Source organism: Variovorax sp. E3 (genome assembly GCF_016082275.1).
In the GTDB taxonomy this organism is placed as follows: domain Bacteria; phylum Pseudomonadota; class Gammaproteobacteria; order Burkholderiales; family Burkholderiaceae_C; genus Variovorax.
The window spans coordinates 1-26,150 of sequence record NZ_MOWM01000042.1 but is presented as its reverse complement, the minus strand read 5'-3'; the positions used below and the strand labels follow the sequence as shown (position 1 = coordinate 26,150).

Genomic DNA, 26,150 nt, shown 5'->3' with positions numbered 1-26,150 from the left:
GAGGGAGTCGAATGACCCAACGCTTCATTGCCCCAGCGCTGCTGGGCGCTTCGCTATTGCTGTCCGCTTGCGGCGGCAGCAACCACGGCCCCCAACTGCTGCCGATTCTTCCGCAGCAACCCGCCGCGCAACCGCAGAAGAACGTGCTGTTCTTCCTGGGCGACGGTATGGGCATCACCACCATGACCGCCGCGCGCATCTACAAGGTCGGCGAAGACGGCGACCTGACGATGGACACGCTGCCCGAGACGGCCTTCGTCCACACCTATTCGAACGACGCCCAGGTGACCGACAGCGCGCCCTCGATGTCGGCCTACATGACCGGCGTCAAGATGAACAACGAAGTCATCTCGATGAGCCCCGAGACCAAGGCCACCGACGCTTCGGGCAAGGCCTACCACGTCAACTTCGACAGCACCTGCCCGCCGACCAACGGCCAGGCGGTCGAGACGCTGCTGGAGCAGAGCAAGGCCAAGGGCTACGCGACCGGCGTGGTGACCACCACGCGCATCACGCACGCCACGCCCGCCGCCACGTACTCGCACGTGTGCCACCGCGACGCCGAGAACACCATCGCCGCGGCGCTGGTGCCGGGCGGCGCGGGATACAACGCGAAGCTGGGTGACGGCATCGACGTGTTCTTCGGCGGCGGTACGGACTACTTCCTGCCCAAGGACAAGAGCGGCAAGCGCAACGACGGCCGCGACCTGACCGCCGAACTGAAGACGGCCAAGTACGGCTACGCCACCAGCAAGAGCGAGTTCGACAAGCTGCCCGTCGACGGCTCCACCAAGATCGCCGGCCTCTTCACCAAGAGCCACATGGCCTACGACCTGGACCGCGACGCCACCAAGGAACCGAGCCTGGCCGAGATGACCGGCAAGGCCATCGACGCGCTGGCCGCGCGCAAGAAGGGCTTCTTCCTGATGGTCGAGGGCGGGCGCATCGACCACGCGCTGCACGCCACCAACGCGCGCCGCGCGCTGCAGGACACCGGCGCCTTCGACGACGCCATCAAGCTGGCGCTCGACAAGATGCAGGCCATCGACCCCGGCCTGAAGAACACGCTGGTGGTCGTCACGGCCGACCATGACCACACGCTGCAGCTCAACGGCTACGCCGCGCGCACCGGCAAGACCGAAGCCGGCAAGCCGGGCGTGCTCGGCCTGGTGAAGGACTATGTGGACACCAGCAAGACCACCAAGGACGTCGACGGCAACCCGTACACCATCATCGGTTTCGGCAACGGGCCGGTGCGCCTGGCCACGCGCGGCCCCATCGACAGCACAGCGCTGGAAAGCAAGGACTACCGGCAGGAAGCCGTGGTTCCGACCGATGCCGCGAGCGACTCCGAAACCCACGGCGGCGCGACGTGTTCCTCGGCGCGCAAGGCCTGGGCGCCGACAACTTCTCCGGCGTCATCACCAACACCGACGTGTTCGGCCTGATCAAGAAGGCGGTCGGCCTGTGAGCGGCCACCAGCGCCCAGCGACGAACACACACATGAACACGACCATGAACCGCATCACCCGCATCCACCGCACAACGCGCCTGGCCGCCGCCCTCGTCTGCGCCGCCGCCGGCACCCTGGCCGGCCACGCACACGCCGCCGGCGAAGCCAAGAACGTCATCTTCTTCCTCGGCGACGGCATGGGCCCGGTCACCGTGACCGCCGCGCGCATCTACAAGGGCGAAAAGCAACTGGCCGCCAAGCCCGGCTCGCTGGTGAGCCCCGAGCGCGCGAACCTCGTCATGCAGTCGCTGCCCTATGCGGCGCGCGTGAAGACCTTCTCGCTCGACGGCCAGACCACCGACAGCGCGCCCTCGATGGCCGCCTACATGACCGGCGTGAAGATGCGCAACGAGGTGATCTCGATGTCCAGCGACACCGTCGCCGTCGACAGCACCGGCAAGCAGTACATCAACGGCGAGAACACCACCTGCCCGCCGACCAACGGCAAGGCGGCCGACACGCTGCTGGAGCTCGCCAAGGCCAAGGGCCGCGCCGTGGGCGCGGTGTCGACCACGCGCGTGGGCCATGCCACGCCCGCCACCACCTATGCGCACATCTGCAACCGCAACGGCTACAACACCATTGCCGAGCAGAGCGTGCCGGGCCATGCCAACTACAACCCCAAGCTGCTCGACGGCATCGACGTGCTGATGGGTGGCGGCCAGCGCAACTACCTGACGACGGGCGGCACCAAGCGCACCGACGGCGTCGATCTCGTGGCCGCGATGACGGCCAAGGGCTACAGCTACGTCGACACCGGCACCAAGCTCAAGGCCGTCGACACGGCCGCCACGGGCAAGCTGCTGGGCCTGTTCTCGGCGAGCGAAATGGCGTACGAGCTGGACCGCGTCAAGCAGAGCCTCGACCAACCCAGCCTGTCGGACATGACCGAGAAGGCCCTGGGCGTGTTGAGCAAGAACGACAAGGGCTTCTTCCTGATGGTGGAAGGCGGCCGCATCGACCACGCGCTGCACGGTACCAACGCCAAGCGCGCGCTGGAAGACACGCTGGCCTTCGACGCGGCCATCCAGACCGCGCTGGACTTCATGAACAAGAAGGACCCGGGCCTGAAGAACACGCTGGTGGTGGTCACGGCCGACCATGACCACGCGATCGCCTTCAACGGCTACCCGAAGATCGGCAACCCGATCCTGGGCCTGGTCAACGGCTACGCCGACGGCAAGCCCACGAAGGCCGCCGACGGCAAGCCCTACACCACGCTGGTGTTCGGCAACGGCGGACGCCCCGGTTCGATTTCGTTCTCCGACGCCAATGACCCGGCCGCAACGCCCGCCGACATCACCAAGAAGATTGCCGACAGCAAGGTGAACGCGGAAGACAGCAAGAAGCCGTGGACCGGCCCGCTGCGCGGACCCGTGCGCGACGACCAGACCGCGATGGACACCACCGACGACAACTTCCTGCAGGAAGTCGGCATCAACCTCGGTTCGCCGGGCGCCGAAACCCACGGCGGCGGCGACGTGATGCTGTTCGCCGGCGGCGCGGGCTCGAAGATCTTCAAGGGCACCATGGAGAACATCAAGGTGTTCAACAAGGTCAAGGAAGCGGCCGGCCTGTGACGGTATCCGTGACGTTCAAGACGCTGCTGGCGGCAACGGCCCTCGCGGCCCTGCCGCTGGCGGCCGGCGCCGCCGGCGATGCCGCCGCGCCCGACCAGAACCTGCGCATCCGGCACCACGTGCTGTCGATCGGCAAGGACGGCGTGCAGCGCGAGAGCCGCTACGCCGACCTGATGTACCGCCGTGCCGGCACGGTGTGGGTCGAGCGCGAATTGCCGCCCGCGGTGCGCGAAGACCACGACCACGAGGCCCGCGAAGGCAAGGTCCACATCGGCCATTCGCACGCCGACAACACGGCCGCGCCGCTGTGGCTGCGCCGCGATGCGGCCGGCAAGGTGCAGGTGGGCATGGTGCTGCGCGAGCAGCGCAAGGTGATCGAGGTCGATGCCGCCAACTACGGCAACGTCGGCTACGGCGGCTCGTGGGCCAATGCCTACTGGCTCGTCGATCCGGCCAGCCTGCCGCGCATGAAGCCGCTCGGCGCGGCCGGCCAAGGCGTGCAGCGCTATGAAGTGCGGCAGGGCGAGAGCACGCTGCGCATCGACTGGGACACGGCCGGCCGCTACGCGCGCAAGATCGAGCAGCGCAACGCGCACGGCACGTCGCTCAACGTCATGACCGCCTCGGCCATTGCCGCGCCGAAGACGCTGCCGTGGAAAACCGTCGACGCCTACGAACGCGGCGAGTACTCGGACCTGCTGGACTGATCCTGACCCCCGTGGCGGCGCGCCTGCTCATTCCGGCAGCGCGGCGCCGAACCAGTCCCGCGCAGAGCGCCCCTGGTCCGGCCCCAGCATCGAGAAGCCGCCGTCGACGGGAATGTCGGCGCCCGTGACGAAGCGCGCGGCGTCCGAGCACAGGAACAGCACGACCCGCGCCACGTCGTCGGCGTCGCCGGCCCGACCCAGCGGGTGCATGGGCGCGGCGATGCGGTCCGCGAGCGCGCGGTCGTTGCCCGCCATGCGCGACAGCGCGTCCGACCAGGTCCACCCCGGCGACACCGAGTTCACGCGCACGCCCCGGGGCGCCAGGCTTGCCGCCTGGTTGCGTGTGAGCTGCAGGATCGCGGCCTTGGCCGCGGGATAGAGCGCCCTGCCCGCGGCGCCGAACTTGCCGCCCACGCTGCCCATGTTGACGACCGCGCCGCCGTGTACCGCCAGGGCGTCGGCCGTCTTCTGCACCAGCATCGCGCCGGACACGAGGTTGACGTCCAGCGCGTGCAGCCATTCGCCGCGCGTGGCGCTCATTCCGGCGTCGCCGTAGACCACGGCGTTGTTGACGACGAAGTCGATGCGGCCCGCGTCCTGAAGCGCTTCGGCCACCAGTGCATCGAGCGCCGCATCGCTCGCGATGTCGCAGGCCGCGAAGCGGCAGCGCGGGCCGAGCTCGGCCGCCAGCGCCTCGCCGCGCGCGATGTCGATGTCGACCGCCACCACCTGCATGCCCGCCTGCACGAACGCACGCACGATGGCGCTGCCGAGCACCGCGGCCGCGCCGGTGACGATCGCCACTTTGTCCTGCGTGCTCATCGCGAACCGCCCATCCGCGCGACGGCTTCATCGACGCGGACCACGTCCGCGAGCATGGCCAGCGTTTCGAGGCTGGCCGCATGCAGGTGGGCCTGCGCCGTGCTGCAGGCATCGGCCACCACCGCCACGTCGTAGCCCAGGTCGCTCGCATGGCGCGCGCCGTGTTCGACCACGTGGTTGGTCGCGATGCCGGCCACGTACAGCCGCGTCGCGCCGGTGGCGCGCACGGCCTCCTCGAGCCCGCTGGCCCAGAAGGGGTTGTTGCGCTTGTGGGTGACCACCGCCTCGCCCGCCAGCGGCGCCAGCTCGCGGTAGAACTCGGCGCCCCAGCTTCCTTCCACGACCGCCCCGGTCTCGGCGACGCGGCGGAACAGCAGGCAGTTGCCCAGGCAGTCGGCATGGTCCGGCGCGAAGGCGATGCGCACGAAGATCACCGGCACGCCGTTCGCGCGGGCGCCGGCGATCAGCCGCGCGGCCGAGGCGATCAACCGGGGCCGCGCGGGGTCGTCGGCGGCGACCCCCACGCGCACCTTGCCGTCGACGTGCAGCACGTCGTTCTGGTAGTGCATGGCCAGCAGCGCGGCCTTCACATGAACACCTGCAGGGCTTCGTGCGGCGCGTCGCAGTTGAGAAGGTCGACGCGCTTCATGTGGATGCGCAAGCCGCCGCCTTCGCGCCGCAGCGTGTGCAGCACCGTACCGCCGAAGGCGCGCTGCTCGGTCTTGCGCCACTCCAGCAGCATGAAGTTGGAGCGCACCACGCAACCGGCCTCGTCGCGCGAATCCAGCCCGATGTTGCCCAGCACGTGCACCGTGCGCGTGGCCGGCTGCTGCGAATAGGCGCGGGCCTGGTCGAGCCGCCGCGCGCGCATGGAGCGCAGCAGCGCGTCTTCGCAGAACAGCGAGGCATGGTTGACGTGGTCCGTCTGGCCGTGCACCAGCGGCACCCAGTACAGCCCGTCGGGCGTAAACAGCTTCTGCCATTCGTCCCAGCGGTGCTCGTCGAGCAGGCGCGCCTCGTGGTGCAGGAACTGCGTGATCTCCTGCTGTTCGTTCCAGTCGATGAAGTTCATTCGGCGCTCCCGGCCTGCACGTCCGAGGTCACGCCCGTACCCACGCCCATGTAGCCGGCCCAGGCCGCGAACATGTTGCGCGAGGGCATCTCGCTGTTGCCGTTGGAGGCGCGGCCTCCGGACAGGGGCTGGTCGCGGCCCGCCGCGCGGTGCATGCTGACCCAGTCGCCGCCGTCGGAGCCCAGGCCCTCCTGCACGCGGTTGTAGGCCTCCAGGTCGTCGGGCATCACGTTGGACGACGGCGAATTGACGATGTTGGTGTACTTCAGCGTGCGCTGGAAGGTGGCCTCCGGCGCGCCCTTCAGCCGGAAGCTGAAGATCTCGACCAGCGTGCGGTCCACCGACAGCGGCCGGATCACGCGGATCTGCTGGAACGAGGTGTGCGGCGAACAGCTCGGGTAGACGATGGTGTTGTGGCGGTTCACGCGCAATATCTCGTCGGCGCGCTGCGCCCCCTTGCTGGCCTCGAGCGACGCCACGTAGGCCAGGCTCACCGGGTCGGTCGGCGGCACGAAGATGCCTTCCATGAAGCCGTGGCCGTTGTCGTAGCCCTTGAGTTCGAGCTTTTCCCAGAAGTCCAGCGGCTCGCCGTTGCCGTCGACGATCACCACCTCGAAGGGCTTGGGCGTGCCGGCGGGCATGGCCTCGTATTCTTCCTTGGCCGCGCGCCACGACGACTCGTGCGTGGCCACGGCGTGGATGGTGTCGTGCAGGTTCTCGAAGAAGATCTTCCAGTTGTTGCGCTGGATCACGCGCTGCACGCCGCCCGCCACCTCGACCTCGCCGTCCGGGGCGCGGTCGCAGAAGTTGTCCAGCGAGGTGGCCACGCCGCCGAGGAACTCGGCCAGCCCGGGGCCTTCCTTCGAAAGGCTCGCGAACACGAAGCCGCGGTGCGTGGCCACGCGCGCCACGTTGCGCACGCCGTACTGCGGGTCTTTCAGGTCGAGCGCCGTGTCTTCGTAGCCGCTGCGCAGCGGCACCGACAGCAGCGAGCCGTCGCACTTGAAGGTCCAGCCGTGGTACAGGCAGCGCAGGAACTTGCCCGCGTTGCCGCTGCCGTCGGGCACGATCTTGGCGCCCTTGTGCGGGCAGCGGTTGAACATCACGTGCACCTGGCCGTCGGTGTGCCGCAGCATCACCACGGGCTCGCGGCCCAGGCGGGTGGTGAAGTAGTCGCCGGGCTTGGGCACCTGGCTTTCGTGGCCGACGTAGAGCCAGGCCTGGCCGAAGACGCGGTCCATCTCCAGCTCGAAGATGGCGGGGTCGGTGTAGACGCGCTTGTGCACGCGGTCGGGCTGCACGAGGCCCTTCAGGTCGATGGTCATGGGATGTGTCTCCGGGAATCGTGGGGTCGTCAGATGTCGAGCACCAGTTGCGGCGTCAGCGCGCGCGACACGCAGGTGCAGAGGGTCTTGCCGCCCGCCTTCTCGCGCGGGCTGAGGTTATGGTCGCGGTGGTCGGGCACGCCCTCGACCACGTCGACGGCGCACACGCCGCAGTCGCCCTGGCGGCAGTCGTACAGCGGGTCGAGGCCGGCGGCGATGAGCACGTCGAGCAGGCTCTGCCCCGGCGGCACGGTCAGCGTCTTGCCGGAGCGCAGGGTGCGCACCTCGAAGGCGGTGTCGCCGGCCTGCTCGAGCGCGCCGGCAAAGAGTTCGAAGTGCACGTGCGCATCGGGCCAGCCGAGCGCGCGGGCCGTGTCGACCACGGCCTGCACCATGCCGCGCGGGCCGCAGACGTGCAGGTGCGCCCGGGTGCAGGCGCCGAGAGCAGCGCGCGCAGGTCGAGCCCGCGCGACGGATCGCCGCCGTCGTGCACCAGCGTGCCGCCGAGCGCGCGCACCTCCCGGAGGTAGGCCGTGGCTTGCGCGCTGCGCGTGGCGTAGACGAACTCGAAGGCCCTGCCCTCGGCCGCCAGCGCCCGCGCCATGCACAGCAGCGGCGTGATGCCGATGCCGCCCGCAACCAGCAGCGGCGCGGCCTCGCCCCGGTGCAGCGCGAAGTCGTTGCGCGGCGCGTGCGCGCTCAGCATCGCGCCTTCCTTCAGGCCGTGCATCCACGCGGAGCCGCCGGCGCCTTGCGGCTCGTGCAGCACCGCGATCTCGTAGCTGTCCGCATCGCCGTGCGGCCTGGCCAGCGAATAGGCGCGCTGCCCGGCATGCCCGTTGGGCTGCATCACCTGCACGCCCAGGTGCGCGCCCGGCGTGAACGCCGGCAAGGGCGCGCCGTTCGCGCCGCGCAGCACGAAGGCCTTGATGGCCGGCGTGAGCGGGGTGACCGACGCCACCACCAGCGCCAGCATGTCGCCTGCCTGCGTCATCCGAGCGGCAGCGCCGGGTCGGCGATGGTCAGCGCGGTGGACTTCGCCCAGCGCGGCATCAGCGTGTTCGACGGCTGTGTTTCATCGACCAGCTTGCGCGCGGTCTCCACGCCGGCCACGGCCAGCCCCTTCGGGTCGAGCAGGCCGATCTGCACCAGCACGCTGGCCTGGTCCCAGTAGATGTGCTCGTGAAAGAGCTTGTCGCCGCGGAACTTCACGATGGCCACGAGCGGAATCTCCACCGGCTTGCCGGTGGGCGCGATGCCCGGCAGCATCCAGTCGATCTCCACCGTGTGGGTGAAGCAGAACAGCATCTCGTCCACGATCTGCGTCGCGCCGACCGTGCGCGAGATCGGCGTGAGCCGCGTGTCCGGCGGCGTGCTCGGAATGAAGTGGTGCTTGTAGAAGCGCGACAGCTCCCTGGCGCCCACGCCGCCGGTCATCGTCGGGATGTGGTTGACGTAGGGCTCGCTCACCATGGTGGCCATGGTGGCCACGACGTCGCGCGTGGCGAACTCGTATTCGCAGTGCTTGTCCCACAACGCCGACAGGTCGTAGACCGGGCCGATCGCTTCCTTGAACAACGCCATGGAACGCTGGTGCGCCATGAGCGTGGAAGGCTTGTCGAAGTGCTCGCCGCCGGTGCGCGCGAACGCGTGGTCGACGCCGGGGTAGACGTACATCTGCGCGCCGGGCTTGCCGGCGAAGGCCTCGAGCACCTGGGCGCGGGCTTCGGGCGAGCAGAACTGGTCGAGCTCGGCGAAGTGCAGCGCGATGGGGCACGCGATCTTCGGCGCCAGGTCGAGCGCGCCCTCGATGCCGACGCCGTAGTAGCCCACGGCCGCGTCCACGCCCGAATGCGCGGCCGCCAGGTAGGCCAGCTTGCCGCCCAGGCAGAAGCCCAGCGCGCCGACCTTGCCGTTGCAGGCCGGGTGCGCGCGCAGCGCCTTCACGCTCGCGGTGACGTCGGCGACGCCGGCCTCCAGATCGAACTTCTGGAAGAAGCCGAAGGCGCGCTGCCATTCCTCGGGCGAGTAGCCGAGGTCGACGCCCGGCTCCATGCGCCAGAACAGGTCGGGCGCGAGCACCACGTAGCCCTCTTCGGCGTAGAGGTCGGCCACCTCGCGCACGTAGTCGTTGATGCCGAAGATTTCCTGGCACAGCACGATGCCGGGGCCGTGCCCCGAGGCCGGCAAGGCGAGGTAGCCGCGAAAGGTCTGCTGGCCGTCGGCGGCCGGAATGTCGATGTAGTCGCTCATCGTGGGTGTCTCTGGAGTGGCGGGGTTCGGCGCAGATTCTGTGGACCGCCCCGCCCGTCTGTCTGTCCATTTCGTGCAGGCGGCGCGGCTGCACGAAACGGATAGCGGCGCGCCGCCGCGGCACACAGACTGCGCCCTGCAAATTCCTTCCCCACGTTCACAGCCCTCCACAGGAGAGAACTTTCATGTCGCAGGCAAGCATCCCCACCGCCCTGTGGGCCGTCGCCATCGCCGTCGGCGCGCTGGCCACACCCGCGCAGGCACAGACAACAGTCAAGGTCGGTCTCGCGATGGACCTGTCCGGTCCGTTCGCCGTCGGCGGCGCCGAAGCCAAGGCGGGCTTCGCCGTCGCGATGAAGCAGCTGGACGGCAAGCTCGGCGGCGTGCCGGTCGAGTTCGTCGAGGCCGACACCGGCGGCAACCCCGAGACGGCCCGCCAGGTGGTCGACCGCATGCTGCTGCGCGACAAGATCGACCTGTTCACGGGCCCGGTCGGCTCATCGGTCGCGCTGGCCGTCGGGCCGCCGCTCTTCGCGGCCAAGGTGCCCTACCTGTCGAGCAACGCGGGGCCGAGCGACTACTCGGGCGCGCGCTGCAACCCGTACTTCTTCGGCGCGTCGTACCCCAACGACGCGTACTACGAATCGGCCGGCAAGTTCGCCTCGGACAAGGGGTTCAAGAAGGTGGCGATGATCGCCCCCAGCTACCCCGGCGGCAAGGATGCGATCAACGGGTTCAAGCAGACCTTCAAGGGCACGGCGGGCGACGAGCTCTACACCAAGCTCGGGCAGCTCGACTACTCGGCGGAACTGGCGCAGATCCGCGCGTCGAAGCCCGACGCGCTCTACTTCTTCCTGCCCGGCGCGATGGGCGTGAGCTTCATCAAGCAGTTCGTCGGCGCGGGGCTGTCGAAGGACGTGGCGCTGATCTCCACCGCGTTCTCGGCCGACGAGGACATGATCCCGGCCGTCGGCGAGCCGATGCTCGGGCTCTTCAACACCGCGCATTGGTCCTTCGATCTCGACAACGCCGCCAACCAGCGCTTCGTGACGGCATTCCGCCAGCAGAACAACGGGCGCAACCCGTCGTTCTACGCGGGCCAGGCCTACGACGTGCTCATGGCCATGGACGCGGCCGTGCGCGACATCGGCGGCAAGGTGGCGGACAAGCCCGCGCTGCTCAAGGCGATCAAGGCGGCGAACTACAAGTCGGTGCGCGGCGACTTCCGCTACGGCGCCAACAACTTCCCGATCCAGAACTACTACCTGCGCGTGATCGCCAAGGACGCCAACGGACGCATCGCCAACAAGGTGATCGGCACCGTGTTCCAGAACTACCAGGACACTTCGGCCGTCAAGTGCCCGATGAAGTCCTGAGCCGCGAGCGGCCGGCCCGCGCCGAGGTCGGTCGCGGTCGGTCGCAGCAAGTAGCGGTCAGTGCTCGCGCGAGGTGTCGCGCGGCAGCTGGCCGAAGCGCTCGCGGTAGCAGGCCGCGAAACGGCTCAGGTGCGAGAAGCCGCAGTTCAGCGCCACCTGCGTCACGCTCGCGCCGTCATGGCGCGCCAGCTGCGCATGCGCGGCGTCCAGCCGCATGTTGCGCAGCACTTCCATCGGCGACAGGTCGCGGTAGCGTTTGAACAGCTGGCCCAGGCCGCGCCGCGTCACGCCCGCGGCCTGCGCCACCTCTTCGAGCGAGAGCAGGACGTCGAGCCGCTCGCGCATGAAGTCTTCCGCCCGCCGCAGCTGCCGCAGGCCGGCGGCCTCGGAGTTTTGCTGCGCCACGTCGTGCCGCCGAAGCACCGAGTTGGGCCGGTGGCACAGCAGGTAGAGCATCAGGTTGTCTTCGCAGTGCGCGAGCCAGCGCGGGTCGTAGGCGGCGAGGTTGTCCGGCGAAGGCAGCAGCGACGCCAGGCCCGACACCATCCGGCACCACTGCGTGCCGGCCGCGTCGTCCAGGCGCAGGGGCATGTCGAAGTCGATCTCGCCCACGGCGTCGGTGCCACGCGCGGAAAAGACGCGGCGGGCCACCTCCTGCAGCCGGCTGAGTTCGATCTTCAGCATGAGCTGCTCGCAGTCGGCATGCCAGCGCAAGCGCACCGGCCGGTGGGCCGAGATCACCGCGCCCTGGCCGGGGTGGATCTGCAGCACCTGCCTGCCGACGTGGATGTCGGCATGCCCGCGCAGCGGCATCTGGACCAGCACGAAGTCGCCCAGCGCATCGGGCTCGATGTCGACATCGCAGCCGTAGCGCAGGATGCACAGCGACAGTGCGCCCAGTTGGGCACGACAGAAGAGCGTGTCGACGTCGCCATGGCCCCATGCGCTTCGGTGCGGCTTCAGTTCACGGGCAATGCGCGCATGGGTCTCGTCCGCCTGGCGGGAACGGAAGACCTCGCGTCCGTACAACGGGGACAGCTGCTGGCTCGACCATGGGTCCACGGACACTCCTGCGGGGCAAAGTGGGGAAAGCGAATGCTTGTGTTTGCAGGGAATCTACGTCCGGATTCCACCGGCTGCCATGGGAGTTGCCCAGGGAGCGCAGCCACACACGCAAGAACTTTGCCCGGGGCGGCCGGCGCCGTGGGCGCGCCGGCTGCCCGCCCTACAGGAAGCGCTCGAGCAGCTTGCGCGAGGCGCGGTCGAGCGTCTTCACGTCGGGAATGCGGAACTGCACGCCGTGCGCGCTGGCGATCAGCAGCGCGCCGCCTTCGAGCCGGCGGATGTCTTCCTCGGCCTTGAGCACGAAGCTGGTCTCGCCGCGGTCGGTGCTGATGGTCCAGGTGCTGGGCACGCCGAAGCTGGACACGCCGTGCAGGCGCAGCAGCGTGGGGGCGAAGTCGCGCACCGCGAGTTCTTCTTCGAGCAGCGCCTTGGCCTGCGCCGGGAGTCGATCGACGCGGTCGATCCACACCAGCTCGCGGCCTTCGCCGCCGACCAGCGACACGCCGTGCCCCGGCGCGCTCAGCGGAAACGCGCGCACGGGCACGATGCCCACATGGCGCTCGCCCTGCGCGTCGGTCAGCACGAGGCGGCCGAAGGCGTCGCGTTCGAGTTCGAAAGATGGAATGTCGTGATCGCTCATGCGTCCCCCGCCGGATGTGCCGCGTGCGTGACCACCAGCGGCGCCTGCGCGCCCGCGCGCTCGTCGGCCGCGCCTTCGCTCGCATCGTCGTCGCCCTGGCGCAGTTGCGCCTGGTAGAGCCGCCAGTAGGCGCCCTGCTTCGCCATCAAGGCGTCGTGCGGCCCGACCTCGACCACCTCGCCGCGGTCCATGACCACGAGGCGGTCGGCCTTGCGCAAGGTCGACAGCCGGTGCGCGATGGCGATGGTGGTGCGGCCCTGCACGAGGTTGTCCAGCGCCTTCTGGATTTCCTTCTCGGTCTCGGTGTCCACGGCCGACGTGCTTCGTCCAGGATCAGGATGCGCGGGTCGATCAGCAGCGCGCGCGCAATGCTGATGCGCTGGCGCTCGCCGCCCGACAGGCCCTGCCCGCGTTCGCCCACCAGCGAGTCGTAGCCGTGCGGCAGCCGCAGGATGAAGTCGTGCGCATGCGCGGCGCGCGCGGCGGCCACGACCTCTTCGCGCGTGGCGTCGGGCTTGCCGTAGGCGATGTTCTGCGCGATGGTGCCGAAGAACAGGAACGGCTCCTGCAGCACCAGCCCGACGTGGCGGCGGTAGTCGGCCACGGCGAAGCGGCGGATGTCGGTGCCGTCGACCTTGATGGCGCCGTCGGTCACGTCGTAGAAGCGGCAGATCAGGTTGACCAGCGTGCTCTTGCCCGAGCCGCTGTGGCCCACGAGGCCGATCATCTCGCCGGGCTCGATCACCAGGTCGAGGTCGTGAATGACCGCGCGCGAGCCGTAGCGAAAGCCCAGCCCGCTCATCTCGATGCGGCCCTGCACGCGCTCCACCTTCACCGGGTTGGCCGGCTCGGGCACGTTGCTCACGTGGTCCAGGATGTCGAAGATGCGCTTGGCGCCGGCCGCGGCCTTCTGCGTGACCGAGACGATGCGGCTCATGGAATCGAGCCGCGTGTAGAAGCGGCCGATGTACGCGATGAACGCGGTGAGCACACCCACCGTGATGCTGCCGCGCGCCACCTGCCAGATGCCGAAGGCCCAGACCACGAGCAGGCCGATTTCGGTGAGCAGCGACACCGTGGGCGTGAACAGCGACCAGGTGCGGTTGAGCTTGTCGTTGACCTGCAGGTTGTAGGCGTTGGCGACGCGGAAGCGCTCGGCTTCGCGGCGTTCCTGCGCGAAGGCCTTGACCACGCGAATGCCGGGAATGGTGTCGGCCAGCACGTTGGTCACTTCGGACCAGACGCGGTCGATCTTCTCGAAGCCGGTGCGCAGGCGGTCGCGCACCACGTGGATCATCCAGGCGATGAACGGCAGCGGCACCAGCGTGACCATGGCCAGCAGCGGATTGATGGAAATCAGGATGGCCGCGGTCATCACGATCATCAGCACGTCGTTGGCGAAATCGAGCGCGTGCAACGACAGGAAGACGTTGATGCGGTCGGTTTCCGAGCCGATGCGCGCCATCAGGTCGCCGGTGCGCTTGCCGCCGAAATAGTCGAGCGGCAGGGTCAGCAGGTGCTCGTAGGTGGTGGTGCGCAGGTCGGCGCCGATGCGCTCGGACACCAGCGCCAGCAAATAGGTGCGCGCCCAGCCCAGCCCCCAGCCGACCAGCGCCGCGACCAGCAGGCCGCCCAGGTACAGGCCCACGCGCATGGTGTCGATCTTCTGGCCGTTCTGGAACGGAATCAGGATGTCGTCCATCAGCGGGATGGTCAGGTACGGCGGCACCAGGGTGGCGGCGGTGGAGATCAGGGTCAGTACAAACCCGAGGATCAGCTGCTTGCGGTACGGCCCGGCAAAACGGCCCAGACGTAACAGGACCCAGGTCGAGGGCGGGGTCTGGAGTTCGGTGTCGGCGCCGGCCTCGTCGCTGTCGGCGGTCTCGATCGGCTCTTGTGTCGCCTTGGCGACACCGGCCGTGCGCTGGCCGAAAAGCTTGAGCAGGCGCAGGGCTGCCACCTGGTGGGCCAGGGTGTAGCGCCAGCGGCCCAAACGGCCCGCGGGCCCCGTCAAATCAAGGGTTCCGACGCCGGAATGGTCGGACAAGCGCAGCTCCAGGGCCGCGTCTGTCAGTGGCCACTCACGCCATTCGCCGCCGGGTTCGAGGGCGATCAGCCTCCGGTCAGTGAGGGCGACTAGGCCGCAAGCGAAGCGAAGTTGGTCGTCGAGGTCAACCGACAGTATTACCAGAACGTTTTCCGCGACTGCGAGCCGGTTTTTCAGCGCAGCTGAAGCCGCCTCTGTTTCGCCCTCCCGGGTGCCGACTGGATCGTGATGTTGCATTGTGTTTCTTTGACTCTTGCCCGTCGCGGGCCGCATGGACCGCGTCATGGCGCCCTTTGTCGGGCGCCGATTCTGACCGATTGCCATGGGCGCGCTTGAAGGCGCCGTGGTGCTCGGCCAAAGCACATCGAACGTTTGCATGACCCGTTTCGACGACATCCAATTGCTGCGCATCAATTATTTGCGCGGTCCCAACCTCTGGACCTACCGTCCGGTGCTCGAAGTCTGGCTCGACCTGGGCCAACTGGAAGACTTCCCCTCCAACAAGATCGACGGCTTCACCGACCGCCTGACCGGGCTGCTGCCGGCGCTCATCGAGCACCACTGCGGCGTCGGCGAGCGCGGCGGCTTCATCCAGCGCCTGACCGAAGGCACCTGGTCGGGCCACGTGCTCGAGCACGTCGTCATCGAGCTGCTGAACCTGGCCGGCATGCCGACCGGCTTCGGGCAAACCCGCAGTACCTCCGAACACGGCGTGTACCGCATGGTGTTCCGCGCGCGTGACGAGCAGGTCGCCCGCGTGGCGCTGGCCGAAGGCCACAAGCTGCTGATGGCCGCCATCAACAACGACCCGTTCAGCGCCGCCGACGTGCAAAAGGCCGTCGACGCGGTCAAGGCCAGCGTCGAGGACTGCTACCTCGGCCCGAGCACCGCCGCCATCGTGGCCGCGGCCACCGACCGCGGCATTCCGCACATGCGCCTGAACAGCGGCAACCTGGTGCAACTGGGCTACGGCGCCAACCAGCAACGCATCTGGACCGCCGAGACCGACTACACCAGCGCCATCGGCGAATCGATCGCCAGCGACAAGGAACTGACCAAGTCCCTGCTCGCCAGCTGCGGCGTGCCCGTGCCCGAAGGCCAGATCGTCGAAAGCGCCGAGGAAGCCTGGGAAGCCGCCGAGGACATCGGCCTGCCGGTGGTGGTGAAGCCGTCGGACGCCAACCACGGCCGCGGCGTGTCGCTGGAGCTGACCACGCGCGAAGAAGTCATGGCCGCCTTCGCGGTGGCCGAGCCCGAAGGCAGCGACGTGATGGTCGAGCGCTTCATTCGCGGCCACGAACACCGCCTGCTGGTGGTGGGCGGCGAAGTGGTGGCGGCCGCGCGCGGCGAGATCATCACCGTGACCGGCGACGGCAAGAGCAGCGTGCGCGACCTGATCGACAAGCAGCTCAACAGCGACCCGCGCCGCGGCGCCGAAGAAGAGTTCCCGCTCGACGTGATCGTGATCGACACCGACGCCAAGCTGCAGCTCGAGCTCAAGCGCCAGGAACTCGACGCCAACGCCGTGCCGGCCGCCGGCCGCGTGGTGACGATCCAGCGCAACGGCAACATGGCCAACGACTGCACCGACCAGGTTCACCCCGAAGTCGCGCACGCCGCCGTGCTGGCCGCGCGCGTGGTGGGCCTGGACATCGCGGGCATCGACCTCGTGGCGCAGGACATTTCCAAGCCGCTGGGCCCGCAGCGCGGCGCCATCGTCGAAGTCAACGCCGGCCCCGGCCTCCTGATGCACCTGAAGCCGGCCGTGGGTTCGCCCCGCCCGGTGGGCCGCGCCATCTGCGACCACCTGTTCCCCAACGACGCCCCCGGCCGCATTCCCGTGGTCGGCGTGGCCGGCTCGCGCGACACCGCCGTGCTGGCGCGCCTGGTGGCCTGGCTGATCGGCCTGGGCGGGCGCCACACCGGCCTGGCCTGCCGCGACGGCCTGTTCCTGGAGCGCCGCCGCGTCGACGCACGCGACAGCGCCAACTGGGACGCCGGCCACCGCCTGCTCGTGAACCGCGCCGTGCAGGCGGTGGTGATCGAGAACGGCGCCGAAACCATCCTGCGCGACGGCCTGTCCTACGACCGCTGCGAAGTCGGCATCGTCACCGACCTCGAAGGCTCCGAAGCCCTGGCCGACTACGACATCACCGAGAGCGACCAGATGGTCAAGGTGCTGCGCACGCAGGTCGACGTGGTGCTGTCCGAAGGCACCGCCGTGCTGAACGCGGCCGACGAACGCGTGGCCGGCCTGGCGCCGCTGTGCGACGGCGCCGTCATCCTCTATGCGGCCGACCCGCAGGCCCCCGCGCTCACCGCGCACCAGAGCACCGGCGGCAAGGCCGTGCTGGTGCGCCAGGACCGCGTGGTGCTGGCCAACGGCAGCAGCGAATCGTTCCTGCCGGGCCTCGGCCGGCTGACCGTGTGGCGCGCCACCCATGCCGGCGTGAGCCTGGAAAGCCTGCTGGCCGCCGTGGCCGCGGCCTGGGCCATGGGCATTCCGCTGAACCTGATCGGCGCCGGCGTCGAAGCCTTCGAAGCCGACCTGCAAGCCGCGCTCGCGTCGCTGCAGCTGTCGCAGACCCAGCCCCTCCAACCCCAGTTCGCCTGAGGCCTTCGTGCCTCGCCAGACCGTAGCCTTCGCCGCCCCATGAAAGTCACCCGCATCCGAGCCCTTCGCGGGCCCAATCTCTGGAGCCGCCACACCACCATCGAGGCGGTTGTGGCCTGCCACGGCGACGAGAACGCCATCAGCAAGCTGGCCGGTTTCGAAGACCGCCTGCGCGCGCGCTTCCCGACCATCGGCGAGCTGCACCCGATGGTGCTGGGCCAGCCGCTGGCGCTGGCCCACGTGCTCGAGAACGCCTCCGTGGCGCTGCAGGCCCAGGCCGGCTGCGCCGTGAACTTCGGCCACACCTCGCCCACGGTGGAAGAAGGCGTCTACCAGGTCGTGTTCCAGTACAGCGAAGAGGCCGTGGGCCGCCGCGCCGTCGAACTGGCCGAGCAACTCATTGCGGCCGCGCAGGCCGACACGCCCTTCGACGCCGACGCCGCCATCACCGAGCTGCGCGACCTCGACGAGTCCGAGCGCCTGGGCCCGAGCACCGGCTCCATCGTCGACGCCGCCGTGGCGCGCGGCATTCCGTACCGCCGCCTCACCAGAGGCAGCCTGGTGCAGTTCGGCTGGGGCTCCAAGCAGCGCCGCATCCAGGCCGCCGAGGTCGACAGCACCAGCGGCGTGGCCGAATCGATCGCGCAGGACAAGGAGCTGACCAAGCAGCTGCTCAACGCCGCCGGCGTGCCGGTGCCGCTGGGCCGCCCCGTGAGCGACGCCGCCGACGGCTGGGCCGCCGCGCTCGAAATCGGCCTGCCGGTCGTGGTCAAGCCGCAGGACGGCAACCAGGGCAAGGGCGTGACCGTCAACATCACCACGCGCGAAGCGCTGACCTCGGCCTACGACTCGGCCGCCGTCTACGGCGAAGTGATGGTCGAGAAATTCCTCCCCGGCTTCGACTTCCGCCTGCTGGTGGTGGGTGACCGCCTCGTGGCCGCCGCGCGCCGCGACCCGCCGCAGGTGATCGGCGACGGCAGCGCCACCGTGCGCCAGCTGATCGACACCGTGAACCTCGACCCGCGCCGCGGCGAGGGCCACGCCACCTCGCTCACCAAGATCCGCCTGGACGACATCGCCATCGGCCGGCTCGAAGCACAGGGCCTTGCGCCCGACAGCGTGCCCGCGCGCGGCCAGCGCGTGGTGCTGCGCAACAACGCCAACCTCTCGACCGGCGGCACCGCCACCGACGTGACCGACACCGTGCACCCCGAAGTGGCGGCGCGCGCGGTCGACGCGGCGCAGATGGTCGGCCTGCACATCTGCGGCGTCGACATGGTCTGCGAGAACGTGCTGCGCCCGCTCGAGGAGCAGCACGGCGGCGTGGTCGAGGTCAACGCCGCGCCGGGCCTGCGCATGCACATCTCGCCCTCGTTCGGCCGTGGCCGCGCGGTCGGCGAAGCGGTGATGGACACCCTGTTCGCGCACGGCGACGACGGCCGCATTCCCGTGGTCGCCGTCACCGGCACCAACGGCAAGACCACCACCGCGCGCCTGATCAACCATCTGCTGGCATCGAGCGGCCTGCGCACCGGCATGACCAACACCGACGGCGTGTACGTCGACGGCCGCCAGACCGACAGCGGCGACTGCAGCGGCCCCAAGAGCGCGCGCAACGTGCTGATGCACCCCGACGTCGACGCGGCCGTGTTCGAAGTGGCCCGTGGCGGCGTGCTGCGCGAAGGCCTCGGCTTCGACCGCTGCCAGGTGGCCGTGGTCACCAACATCGGCAGCGGCGACCACCTGGGCCTGAACTACATCACCACCGTCGAAGACCTCGCGGTGCTCAAGCGCGTGATCGTGCGCAACGTGGCCGCCGACGGCTACGCCGTGCTCAACGCCGCCGACCCGAACGTGGCCGCCATGGCCGCGGGCTGCCCCGGCCACGTGATCTTCTTCACCGCCGACCGCATGCACTCGGTCATGGCCACGCACCGCGCGCAGGGCAAGCGCACCGTGTACGTCGACCAGGACACGCTGGTGGCCGCCGAAGGCTCGTGGCGCGAACGCATCGCGCTGCGCGACGTGCCGATCACGCGCGGCGGCACCATCGGCTTCCAGGTCGACAACGTGATGGCCGCGGTGGCCGCCGCGTGGGCCGTGGGCCTCGATTGGGACACCATCGCAGCGGCCTGGCCAGCTTCATGAACGACGCGGCCGGCGTGCCGGGGCGCTTCAACGTCATGGACTACCGCGGCGCCACCGTGATCGCCGACTACGGCCACAACACCGACGCCATGCGCGCGCTGGTGTCGGCCGTGGACACCATGCCGGCCAACAAGCGCTCGGTGGTCATCAGCGGCGCGGGCGACCGCCGCGACTCCGACATCCGCGACCAGACGGCCATCCTCGGCGAAGCCTTCGACGACGTGATCCTTTACCAGGACGCGGCGCAGCGCGGCCGCGCCGACGGCGAAGTCATGGCGCTGCTGCGCCAGGGCCTGCAGGGCGCGGCGCGCACGCGCCACATCGACGAGATCCGCGGCGAGTTCGTCGCCATCGACACGGCGCTGGCGCGGCTGCAGCCCGGCGACCTGTCGCTGATCCTGGTCGACCAGGTCGAGGAAGCGCTCGCTCACTTGGCACAGCGCATCGCGGCGGGCTGACCCGCCGCTTGCCGGACACGTCCCACACCGATGGGCGCGTCCGGCCCGGTCCGGGGGTGCGACTGTCCCACAGACTGCCGCCCCCGCCCGACACCACACTGTGGCTCCGGTCACGCACCTCATCACGCAGGGCGTGCCCCAACCAAGGAGCCCGCATGACGACAACAACAGTTCGTTCTTTTCTTTCGGCCACGGCCCTCTTCGCCGCCAGTGGTTTCCTCGTTTTCGGGGCGCAGACCGCCAGCGCCCAGGCCCCGGGCTCCGACGCCCGCCTGCAGAAGGAGCGCGCCACCTGCGACGGCGTGCAGCAAGACCGCGCGGCCTGCCTGCGTGAGGCCGGCGCCGCCCGCCAGGAAGCCCGGCGCAACGGCCTGACGACGCCCAGCGCCCCGCGCGAGCAGGTCAATGCCCTGGCCCGCTGCAGCGAACAACCCGGCCCCGACCAGCCCGAGTGCGAAGCCCGCATCAAGGGCGGCGCCCGCACCACCACCGAAGGCAGCGTGATGGGCGGCGGCGTGATCCGCGAAACCGTGACGCCATTGCCGGCACAACCGGTGCAACCGGCGCGCTGAACCCCGCGTTGACCCTCGCGTTGAATGAACCCGGCGCCGTCCGGCCTGTCCAACCCGTTCCGTCCCGCATGTCCCCGGTTTTTCTTTTTGCTCGTTCCAAGGAGCCGTCCATGAAAAGCAATATGCGTTCGATGATCTTTGCCCTGCTCGCCATCAGCGGCCTGGCCGCCACCACGATCGCCTCGGCGGCATCGCCGCGCGGTGAATCGTCCAGCACCTACCAGCAGGAACTGGCCGTTTGCGGCCACAACCAGCAGGACCGTGCCGCCTGCATCCGCGAAGCCGGCGCAGCCCGCCAGGCGGCCGCTCGCGGCGGCCTCACCAGCGCGCCCGACTACCGCGCCAACGCCCTGGCACGCTGCAGCCTGCAGCCGCCGACCGAGCGTTCCGCGTGCGAGGCCCGCGTGCTCGGCAGCAGCGGCGACTCCCGCGCCATGGTCGACGGCAGCGTGATGGGCGGCGGCGTGATTCGCGAATCGGTCACCACCACCGTGATGCCGGCCCCCATGGCACAGCCGATGCCTATGCCGGCGCCGATGCCGAGACCCATGCCGATGCCCATGCCCGAACGGCCGATGCGCTGATCCGAGAAATAAATCAGCAACGGCATCGCCTTACGGAGCCTCTCTGCGCGTCAGAGGGGCTCTGGCCGTGAATCAAGGGAAAACCCCGATGGATGCCCTCGATTGTCACGAGACTGTCATAAAAGGCAGGAAGCTGCTAGCTATAGTTCTCGGTCCCTGCCTGCCTGCCTACCGAGGAACCCTTTCCCATGAATGCCATCAAGGTCGCTCGCCGATTCATCGAAACGGACCCGGCCAACGAATCGGCCAAGATCCTGGCCCAGCTCGTGTTGGCGCTCGAGTCCGAACGCAGCTTCGAGCTGATCACGCTCTACAACCTCGACTACAAGAGCTTCCAGCTCGCCATGGACATCCTGAAGGAATGGCGGCTCGACCGCTACTACGCCAGCAAGTCCAAGCTGTTCGACCTGTCGCTGCAAGTCAGCGAGCTCGACAAGAGCGGCGGCAGCAACGCCGCCGCCGCGCCCGGAGCCTGAGCGGCTTGCGCCCCCCCTTTCTTTTTTCTTCTTTCTCACCTCCCCCAGCGCAGCACCATCGGATCGAGCCGCCTCGCGGTCTCGATCAGGCCGGCGCGCGTGTCGGGGTGCAGGGGCGGCAACGGGTGGCGCGGCGCTTCGCACGCGATCACGCCGCCCTCCTTCATCAGCGCCTTGCAGGCCAGCAGGCCGGCTTGCCGGTTTTCATAGTTGATCAGCGGCAGCCACTGCTGGTACAGCGCGAAGGCCTTGTCGCGGTCGCCCGCGCGGTGCGCCTCGATGATCGGGCGAATGCCGTCCGGGTAGCCACCGCCGGTCATCGAGCCCGTCGCGCCCGCGTCGAGGTCGGGCATCAGCGTGATGGCTTCCTCGCCGTCCCACGGACCTTCGATGGCATCGCCGCCCAGGCGGATCAGCTCGCGCAGCTTGGCGGCCGCGCCGGCGGTTTCGATCTTGAAGTACGCGACGTGTTCGATCTCCCTGGCCATGCGCGCAAGAAACGGCGCCGACAGCACCGTGCCGCTGGCCGGCGCGTCCTGGATCATGATGGGAATGCCCACCGCGTCCGACAGCCGCGCATAGAACTCGAAGATCTGCGGCTCGGGCACGCGGAAGGTCGCGCCGTGGTACGGCGGCATCACCATCAGCATGGCCGCGCCCATGTCCTGCGCGCGGCGGCTGCGCTCGGCGCACACCTGGGTGCTGTAGTGCGTGGTGGTCACGATCACCGGCACGCGGCCCTTCACGTGGTCGAGCACCGTGCGCGTGAGCACCTCGCGCTCGTCGTCGGACAGCACGAACTGCTCGGAGAAATTCGCGAGGATGCACAGCCCGTCGGAGCTCGCGTCGATCATGAAATCGACGCAGCGCTTCTGGCTTTCGAGGTCGAGCGCGCCCTGCTCGGTGAAGGTGGTGGGCACCACCGGGAAGATGCCGCGGTATCTGGGGGTCATGGTGTGAGAGAGTGAATCGATCAATGTGAATGACGGGGAACGCCGGCGCCGCGGCAGCCCACGAGAAAGTCGAAGTCGCAGCCCTCGTCGGCCTGCAGCACGTGGTTGACGTAGAGCTTCTGGTAGCCGCCGCCGCGCGTGCTCATCGGCTGCGCGTCCGATGCGGAAAGCGAGGCCAGGCGCTGCGCCAGTTCCTCGTCGCTGATGTCCAGGTGCAGCCGGCCCGCGTCGCAATCGAGCTCGATCCAGTCGCCGTCGCGCACCGCTGCCAGCGGCCCGCCGTCGGCGGCCTCGGGCGCGACATGCAGTACCACCGTGCCGTAGGCCGTGCCGCTCATGCGCGCGTCCGAAATGCGCACCATGTCCTTGATGCCCTGGCGCAGCAGCTTCGGCGGCAGGCCCATGTTGCCGACCTCGGCCATGCCGGGGTAGCCCTTGGGGCCGCAGTTCTTGAGCACGAGCACGCAGCTTGCGTCCACGTCGAGGTCTTCGTCGACGATGCGCTCCTTGTAGTGCTCCAGGTTCTCGAACACCACCGCCCGGCCCCGATGCTTCAGCAGCTCGGGCGTGGCCGCCGAGGGCTTGAGCACCGCGCCGCGCGGCGACAGGTTGCCGCGCAGGATGCGGATGCCGCCATCGGCGATCAGCGGCTTGTCGAGCGGGCGGATCACTTCGTCGTCAAGGCTCGGCGCCTCGCGCACGTTGTCCCAGATCGACTGGCCGTTGACGGTCAGCGCATCGGGGTGCGGCAGCAGGCCGTTCTCGCCCAGGCGGCGCAGCACGGCGGGCAGGCCACCGGCGTAATAGAACTCCTCCATCAGGAAGCGCCCCGAGGGCATCAGGTCGACGATGGTCGGCGTATGGGCGCCGATGCGCGTCCAGTCTTCCAGCTCCAGCTCGACGCCGATGCGCCCCGCGATCGCCTTCAGGTGGATCACCGCATTGGTCGATCCGCCGATGGCCGCGTTCACGCGAATGGCGTTCTCGAAGGCTTCGCGCGTCAGGATCTTCGACAGCGTGAGCCCTTCCTTGGCCATCTCGACCACGCGCATGCCCGACATCTGCGCGAGCACGTAGCGCCGCGCATCGACCGCTGGAATCGCCGCGTTGTGCGGCAGCGAAGTGCCCAGCGCCTCGGCCATGCAGGCCATGGTCGAGGCCGTGCCCATGGTGTTGCAGGTGCCCGCCGAGCGCGACATGCCGCCCTCGGCCGAGAGGAACTGGTGCAGGTTGATCTCGCCCGCCTTCAAGGATTCGTGCAGCTGCCACACCGCCGTGCCCGAGCCGATGTTCTTGCCGTCGAGCTTGCCGTTGAGCATCGGCCCGCCCGTGACCACGATGGCCGGGATGTCGCAGCTCGCCGCGCCCATCAGCAGCGCGGGCGTGGTCTTGTCGCAGCCCGTGAGCAGCACCACCGCATCGACCGGGTTGCCTCGAATCGCCTCTTCCACGTCCATGCTCGCGAGGTTGCGCGTGAGCATCGCGGTGGGCCGCAGGTTCGACTCGCCATTGGAGAACACCGGGAACTCGACCGGGAAGCCGCCCGCCTCGGAGATGCCGCGCTTCACGTGCTCCGCGATCTTGCGAAAGTGCGCGTTGCACGGCGTGAGCTCCGACCAGGTGTTGCAGATGCCGATGATCGGCCGGCCGTCGAACTCGTGGTCCGGAATGCCCTGGTTCTTCATCCAGCTGCGGTACATGAAGCCGTTCTTGTCGGCCGAGCCGAACCACTCGGTCGATCGCAGTTTCTTGGGTGTCGTCATTTCTTTTCTGGTTGCTCGTTGGTTTGGTTCTTGAATCAGCGCCGTGGCGCGCGCGAGGTGAAGAAGCGTTGCAGGAGGCAGAAAACGAACAGCAGCGCGCCCACCACGATGCGCGTCCACCACGAGCTCAAGGTACCGTCGAAGGAAATCAGCGTCTGGATGATCCCGAGCATCAGCACGCCGAACAGCGTGCCCGCCACATAGCCCACGCCGCCCGTGAGCAGCGTGCCGCCGATCACCACCGCCGCGATGGCGTCGAGCTCCAGCCCCACCGCGTGCAGGCCGTAGCCCGAGAGCATGTAGAAGGTGAAGATCACGCCCGCCAGCGCCGAGCAGAAACCCGAGAGCGTGTACACGCCGATGAGCGTGCGCCGCACCGGCAGGCCCATCAGCATGGCCGAATGCTCGCTGCCGCCGATGGCATACACCGCGCGCCCGAACGGCGTGCAGTGCGCGATGAACACCGCGGCCAGCAGCACCACGACGGCGATCACCGCGCTGATCGACACCGAGGCCTCGCCCCAGACCGGAATGCGGATCTGCGAGACCTCCGAATAGAACTCGTTGGTGATGCTGATCGAGTCGATGCTGATGAGGTAGCAAAGCCCGCGCGCCAGGAACATGCCCGCCAGCGTGACGATGAACGGCTGCAGCCGAAAGCGTTCGATCAGCAACCCCATGAACGCGCCGAAGGCGTGCCCATCACCAGCACCAGCGGAATGACGATGCCGGGGCTCCAGCCGTGCTTTTCGACCAGCGAGGCCGAGACCATGGTGGTGAGCGCGATCACCGAGCCCACCGACAGGTCGATGCCGCCCGAGAGGATCACGAAGGTCATGCCGACGGCGACGACAATGAGAAAGGCGTTGTCGATCAGCAGGTTGAGGAACACCTGGGCCGAGAAGAAACCGTCGTAGAAAACGGAGCCCAGCGTGGCCACGAGCACGAACAGCGAGATCGTCGCCGCCAGCGGCAGGTACTTCGGATTGAGCCCCCTCTTGCCCCCTCTGCGGCCTGCGGAAGAAGGTTGGGGCGAGGGTGCCGCATCGATCACCGCGCTCATGCCTTCGCCCCTTCGTGCGCGGGCCGCTGCACCAGCGCCCGCACTTGCGCCCTGAACTCCGGCGACTGCAGCAGCATCACCGCGAACACCACGCCCGCCTTCACCACGAGGTTGATCTCCGGCGGCACCCCCAGCGAGTAGATCGCGTAGGTCAGCGTCTGGATGATCAGCGCCCCGATCACGCTGCCGACGAGGCTGAAGCGCCCGCCGGTCAGCGCCGTGCCGCCCAGCGTCACCGCAAGGATCGCGTCGAGCTCGATCAGCTGTCCCGCGTTGTTGCCGTCCGCGCTCTTGACGTTGGAGCTGATCAGCAAGCCCGCCACGCCGGCGCAAGCCCCGCAGAACGCATAGGCCCCGACGATCAGCCGCCGCGCCTGGATGCCCGCCACGCGCGCCGCCGTCGGGTTGATGCCCACCGCCTGGATGAACAGCCCCAGCGCCGTTCGCGTGATGGCCAGATACAGCAGCACGAACACGGCCGCCACGATGAACAGCGAGAACGGCAGCCCCAGCAGATAGCCGCTGCCGAGGAAGAAGAAAGGCTTGTAGTAGATCGTGATGATCTGCCCGTCGGCGATCAGCTGCGCGATGCCGCGCCCGGCCACCATCAGGATCAGCGTCGCGATGATCGGCTGCATGCCCACCTTGGCCACCAGCAGGCCGTTCCACAGCCCGCACAGCAACGCGATGCCGATGGCCGCGAGGATGGCGAGCGGCATCGGGAACCGGCTCACGTCGTTGGCGACAGACCCGCCGATCATCCAGGCCGCGAGCGCGGCGGCAATGGCGACCACCGCGCCCACCGAGATGTCGATGCCGCGCGTGGCGATGACCAGCGTCATGCCGAGCGACACGAGCACGAGTGGTGCCGCGCGGTTGAGGATGTCGATGAGGCTGCCGTAGAGATGGCCGTCGCGCCATTCGAGGTGCAGGAAGCTGGCGTTGAAGGCGGTGTTGACCGCCAGCAGGAGCAGCAGCGTGACGATGGGCCAGGCGAGGCGGTGGCTCATGAAAGAGGAAAAGCGGCTCATATCGTCTGCCTTGCTCCTTCCCCCTTTGGGGGAAGGCTGGGATGGGGGCAAGCGGCCGCCGACGCCGCGCGATGGTGAAGGCCGCGCG

At 68.9% G+C, this 26,150-nt stretch carries 17 protein-coding genes and 5 pseudogenes; 9 read left to right on the top strand and 13 right to left on the bottom strand.

Annotated elements, in window-relative coordinates:
• Nucleotides 1–11: 11 nt before the first annotated feature.
• From BMG07_RS16730 to BMG07_RS16720, 3 genes and pseudogenes are all read left to right on the top strand, one after another.
• Nucleotides 12–1,471 (top strand): annotated as a pseudogene (locus tag BMG07_RS16730) (alkaline phosphatase).
• Between the two features lie 32 nt (nucleotides 1,472–1,503).
• Nucleotides 1,504–3,093 carry an alkaline phosphatase gene (locus BMG07_RS16725; protein ID WP_198085522.1) on the top strand — a complete coding sequence of 530 codons (1,590 nt, stop codon included), beginning with the start codon at nucleotides 1,504–1,506 and terminating at the stop codon, nucleotides 3,091–3,093.
• Nucleotides 3,090–3,800 (top strand): hypothetical protein, encoded by a 711-nt coding sequence (locus BMG07_RS16720; RefSeq protein WP_198085521.1) that lies wholly within the window; start codon nucleotides 3,090–3,092, stop codon nucleotides 3,798–3,800. The genes BMG07_RS16725 and BMG07_RS16720 overlap by 4 nt, the downstream gene beginning before the upstream one ends.
• Before the next feature lie 27 nt (nucleotides 3,801–3,827).
• On the opposite strand, the gene BMG07_RS16715 is transcribed toward BMG07_RS16720, so the two are convergent.
• The 6 genes and pseudogenes from BMG07_RS16715 to BMG07_RS16690 all read right to left on the bottom strand — a co-directional run bounded on the left by BMG07_RS16715 (nucleotide 3,828) and on the right by BMG07_RS16690 (nucleotide 9,272).
• Nucleotides 3,828–4,622: an SDR family oxidoreductase gene (locus BMG07_RS16715; RefSeq protein WP_198085520.1), complete on the bottom strand. Its 795-nt coding sequence runs from the start codon at nucleotides 4,620–4,622 to the stop codon at nucleotides 3,828–3,830.
• Nucleotides 4,619–5,212, bottom strand: a complete 594-nt coding sequence (locus BMG07_RS16710) for a cysteine hydrolase family protein (RefSeq protein ID WP_198085519.1) — start codon at nucleotides 5,210–5,212, stop codon at nucleotides 4,619–4,621. The genes BMG07_RS16715 and BMG07_RS16710 overlap by 4 nt, the downstream gene beginning before the upstream one ends.
• Nucleotides 5,209–5,694, bottom strand: a complete 486-nt coding sequence (locus tag BMG07_RS16705; RefSeq protein WP_198085518.1) for an aromatic-ring-hydroxylating dioxygenase subunit beta — start codon at nucleotides 5,692–5,694, stop codon at nucleotides 5,209–5,211. The genes BMG07_RS16710 and BMG07_RS16705 overlap by 4 nt, the downstream gene beginning before the upstream one ends.
• Entirely contained in the window at nucleotides 5,691–7,019 is a 1,329-nt protein-coding gene (locus BMG07_RS16700; protein WP_198085517.1) for an aromatic ring-hydroxylating dioxygenase subunit alpha, read from the bottom strand. The genes BMG07_RS16705 and BMG07_RS16700 overlap by 4 nt, the downstream gene beginning before the upstream one ends.
• 29 nt (nucleotides 7,020–7,048) lie before the next feature.
• Nucleotides 7,049–8,013 (bottom strand): annotated as a pseudogene (locus tag BMG07_RS16695) (2Fe-2S iron-sulfur cluster-binding protein).
• Nucleotides 8,010–9,272, bottom strand: a complete 1,263-nt coding sequence (locus BMG07_RS16690; protein ID WP_198085516.1) for a dienelactone hydrolase family protein — start codon at nucleotides 9,270–9,272, stop codon at nucleotides 8,010–8,012. Before BMG07_RS16690 ends, BMG07_RS16695 begins: the two are co-directional and overlap by 4 nt.
• Nucleotides 9,273–9,457: 185 nt before the next feature.
• Between BMG07_RS16690 and BMG07_RS16685 the strand changes: the two genes are divergently transcribed.
• Nucleotides 9,458–10,648, top strand: coding sequence for an ABC transporter substrate-binding protein (locus BMG07_RS16685; RefSeq protein WP_198085515.1), 1,191 nt, complete (start codon nucleotides 9,458–9,460; stop codon nucleotides 10,646–10,648).
• 57 nt (nucleotides 10,649–10,705) lie between these two features.
• Here BMG07_RS16685 and BMG07_RS16680 read toward each other — a convergent pair whose 3' ends face one another.
• The 3 genes and pseudogenes from BMG07_RS16680 to BMG07_RS16670 all read right to left on the bottom strand — a co-directional run bounded on the left by BMG07_RS16680 (nucleotide 10,706) and on the right by BMG07_RS16670 (nucleotide 14,637).
• Entirely contained in the window at nucleotides 10,706–11,710 is a 1,005-nt protein-coding gene (locus BMG07_RS16680) for an AraC family transcriptional regulator (RefSeq protein WP_198085514.1), read from the bottom strand.
• Between the two features lie 163 nt (nucleotides 11,711–11,873).
• Nucleotides 11,874–12,353: a DUF1854 domain-containing protein gene (locus BMG07_RS16675; RefSeq protein WP_198085513.1), complete on the bottom strand. Its 480-nt coding sequence runs from the start codon at nucleotides 12,351–12,353 to the stop codon at nucleotides 11,874–11,876.
• A pseudogene (locus BMG07_RS16670) lies at nucleotides 12,350–14,637 on the bottom strand (ABC transporter ATP-binding protein). Before BMG07_RS16670 ends, BMG07_RS16675 begins: the two are co-directional and overlap by 4 nt.
• An 85-nt stretch (nucleotides 14,638–14,722) precedes the next feature.
• On the opposite strand from BMG07_RS16670, the gene cphA (BMG07_RS16665) reads away from it, so the two are divergent.
• The 5 genes and pseudogenes from cphA (BMG07_RS16665) (at nucleotide 14,723) to BMG07_RS16645 (ending at nucleotide 21,252) form a co-directional block, all read left to right on the top strand.
• Nucleotides 14,723–17,014 (top strand): cyanophycin synthetase, encoded by a 2,292-nt coding sequence (gene cphA / locus BMG07_RS16665; protein ID WP_198085512.1) that lies wholly within the window; start codon nucleotides 14,723–14,725, stop codon nucleotides 17,012–17,014.
• A gap of 39 nt (nucleotides 17,015–17,053) precedes the next feature.
• A pseudogene (gene cphA / locus BMG07_RS16660) lies at nucleotides 17,054–19,620 on the top strand (cyanophycin synthetase).
• Between the two features lie 155 nt (nucleotides 19,621–19,775).
• On the top strand, nucleotides 19,776–20,192 hold the full coding sequence (locus BMG07_RS16655; protein WP_198085511.1) for a hypothetical protein: 417 nt from the start codon (nucleotides 19,776–19,778) through the stop codon (nucleotides 20,190–20,192).
• A gap of 110 nt (nucleotides 20,193–20,302) precedes the next feature.
• Nucleotides 20,303–20,776, top strand: coding sequence for a hypothetical protein (locus BMG07_RS16650; protein WP_198085510.1), 474 nt, complete (start codon nucleotides 20,303–20,305; stop codon nucleotides 20,774–20,776).
• 188 nt (nucleotides 20,777–20,964) lie between these two features.
• A complete protein-coding gene (locus BMG07_RS16645; RefSeq protein WP_198085509.1) occupies nucleotides 20,965–21,252 on the top strand; it encodes a hypothetical protein in 288 nt (95 codons plus the stop codon).
• A gap of 35 nt (nucleotides 21,253–21,287) precedes the next feature.
• On the opposite strand, the gene BMG07_RS16640 is transcribed toward BMG07_RS16645, so the two are convergent.
• From BMG07_RS16640 to BMG07_RS16625, 4 genes and pseudogenes are all read right to left on the bottom strand, one after another.
• A complete protein-coding gene (locus tag BMG07_RS16640) occupies nucleotides 21,288–22,205 on the bottom strand; it encodes a dihydrodipicolinate synthase family protein (RefSeq protein ID WP_198085508.1) in 918 nt (305 codons plus the stop codon).
• A gap of 20 nt (nucleotides 22,206–22,225) precedes the next feature.
• Nucleotides 22,226–23,968 carry an IlvD/Edd family dehydratase gene (locus BMG07_RS16635; protein ID WP_198085507.1) on the bottom strand — a complete coding sequence of 581 codons (1,743 nt, stop codon included), beginning with the start codon at nucleotides 23,966–23,968 and terminating at the stop codon, nucleotides 22,226–22,228.
• A gap of 35 nt (nucleotides 23,969–24,003) precedes the next feature.
• Nucleotides 24,004–25,031, bottom strand: a pseudogene (gene yjfF / locus BMG07_RS16630) (galactofuranose ABC transporter, permease protein YjfF).
• Complete coding sequence (locus BMG07_RS16625; RefSeq protein ID WP_198085506.1) at nucleotides 25,028–26,062, bottom strand: ABC transporter permease; 1,035 nt, start codon at nucleotides 26,060–26,062, stop codon at nucleotides 25,028–25,030. Before BMG07_RS16625 ends, yjfF begins: the two are co-directional and overlap by 4 nt.
• Between the last annotated feature and the right edge of the window lie 88 nt (nucleotides 26,063–26,150).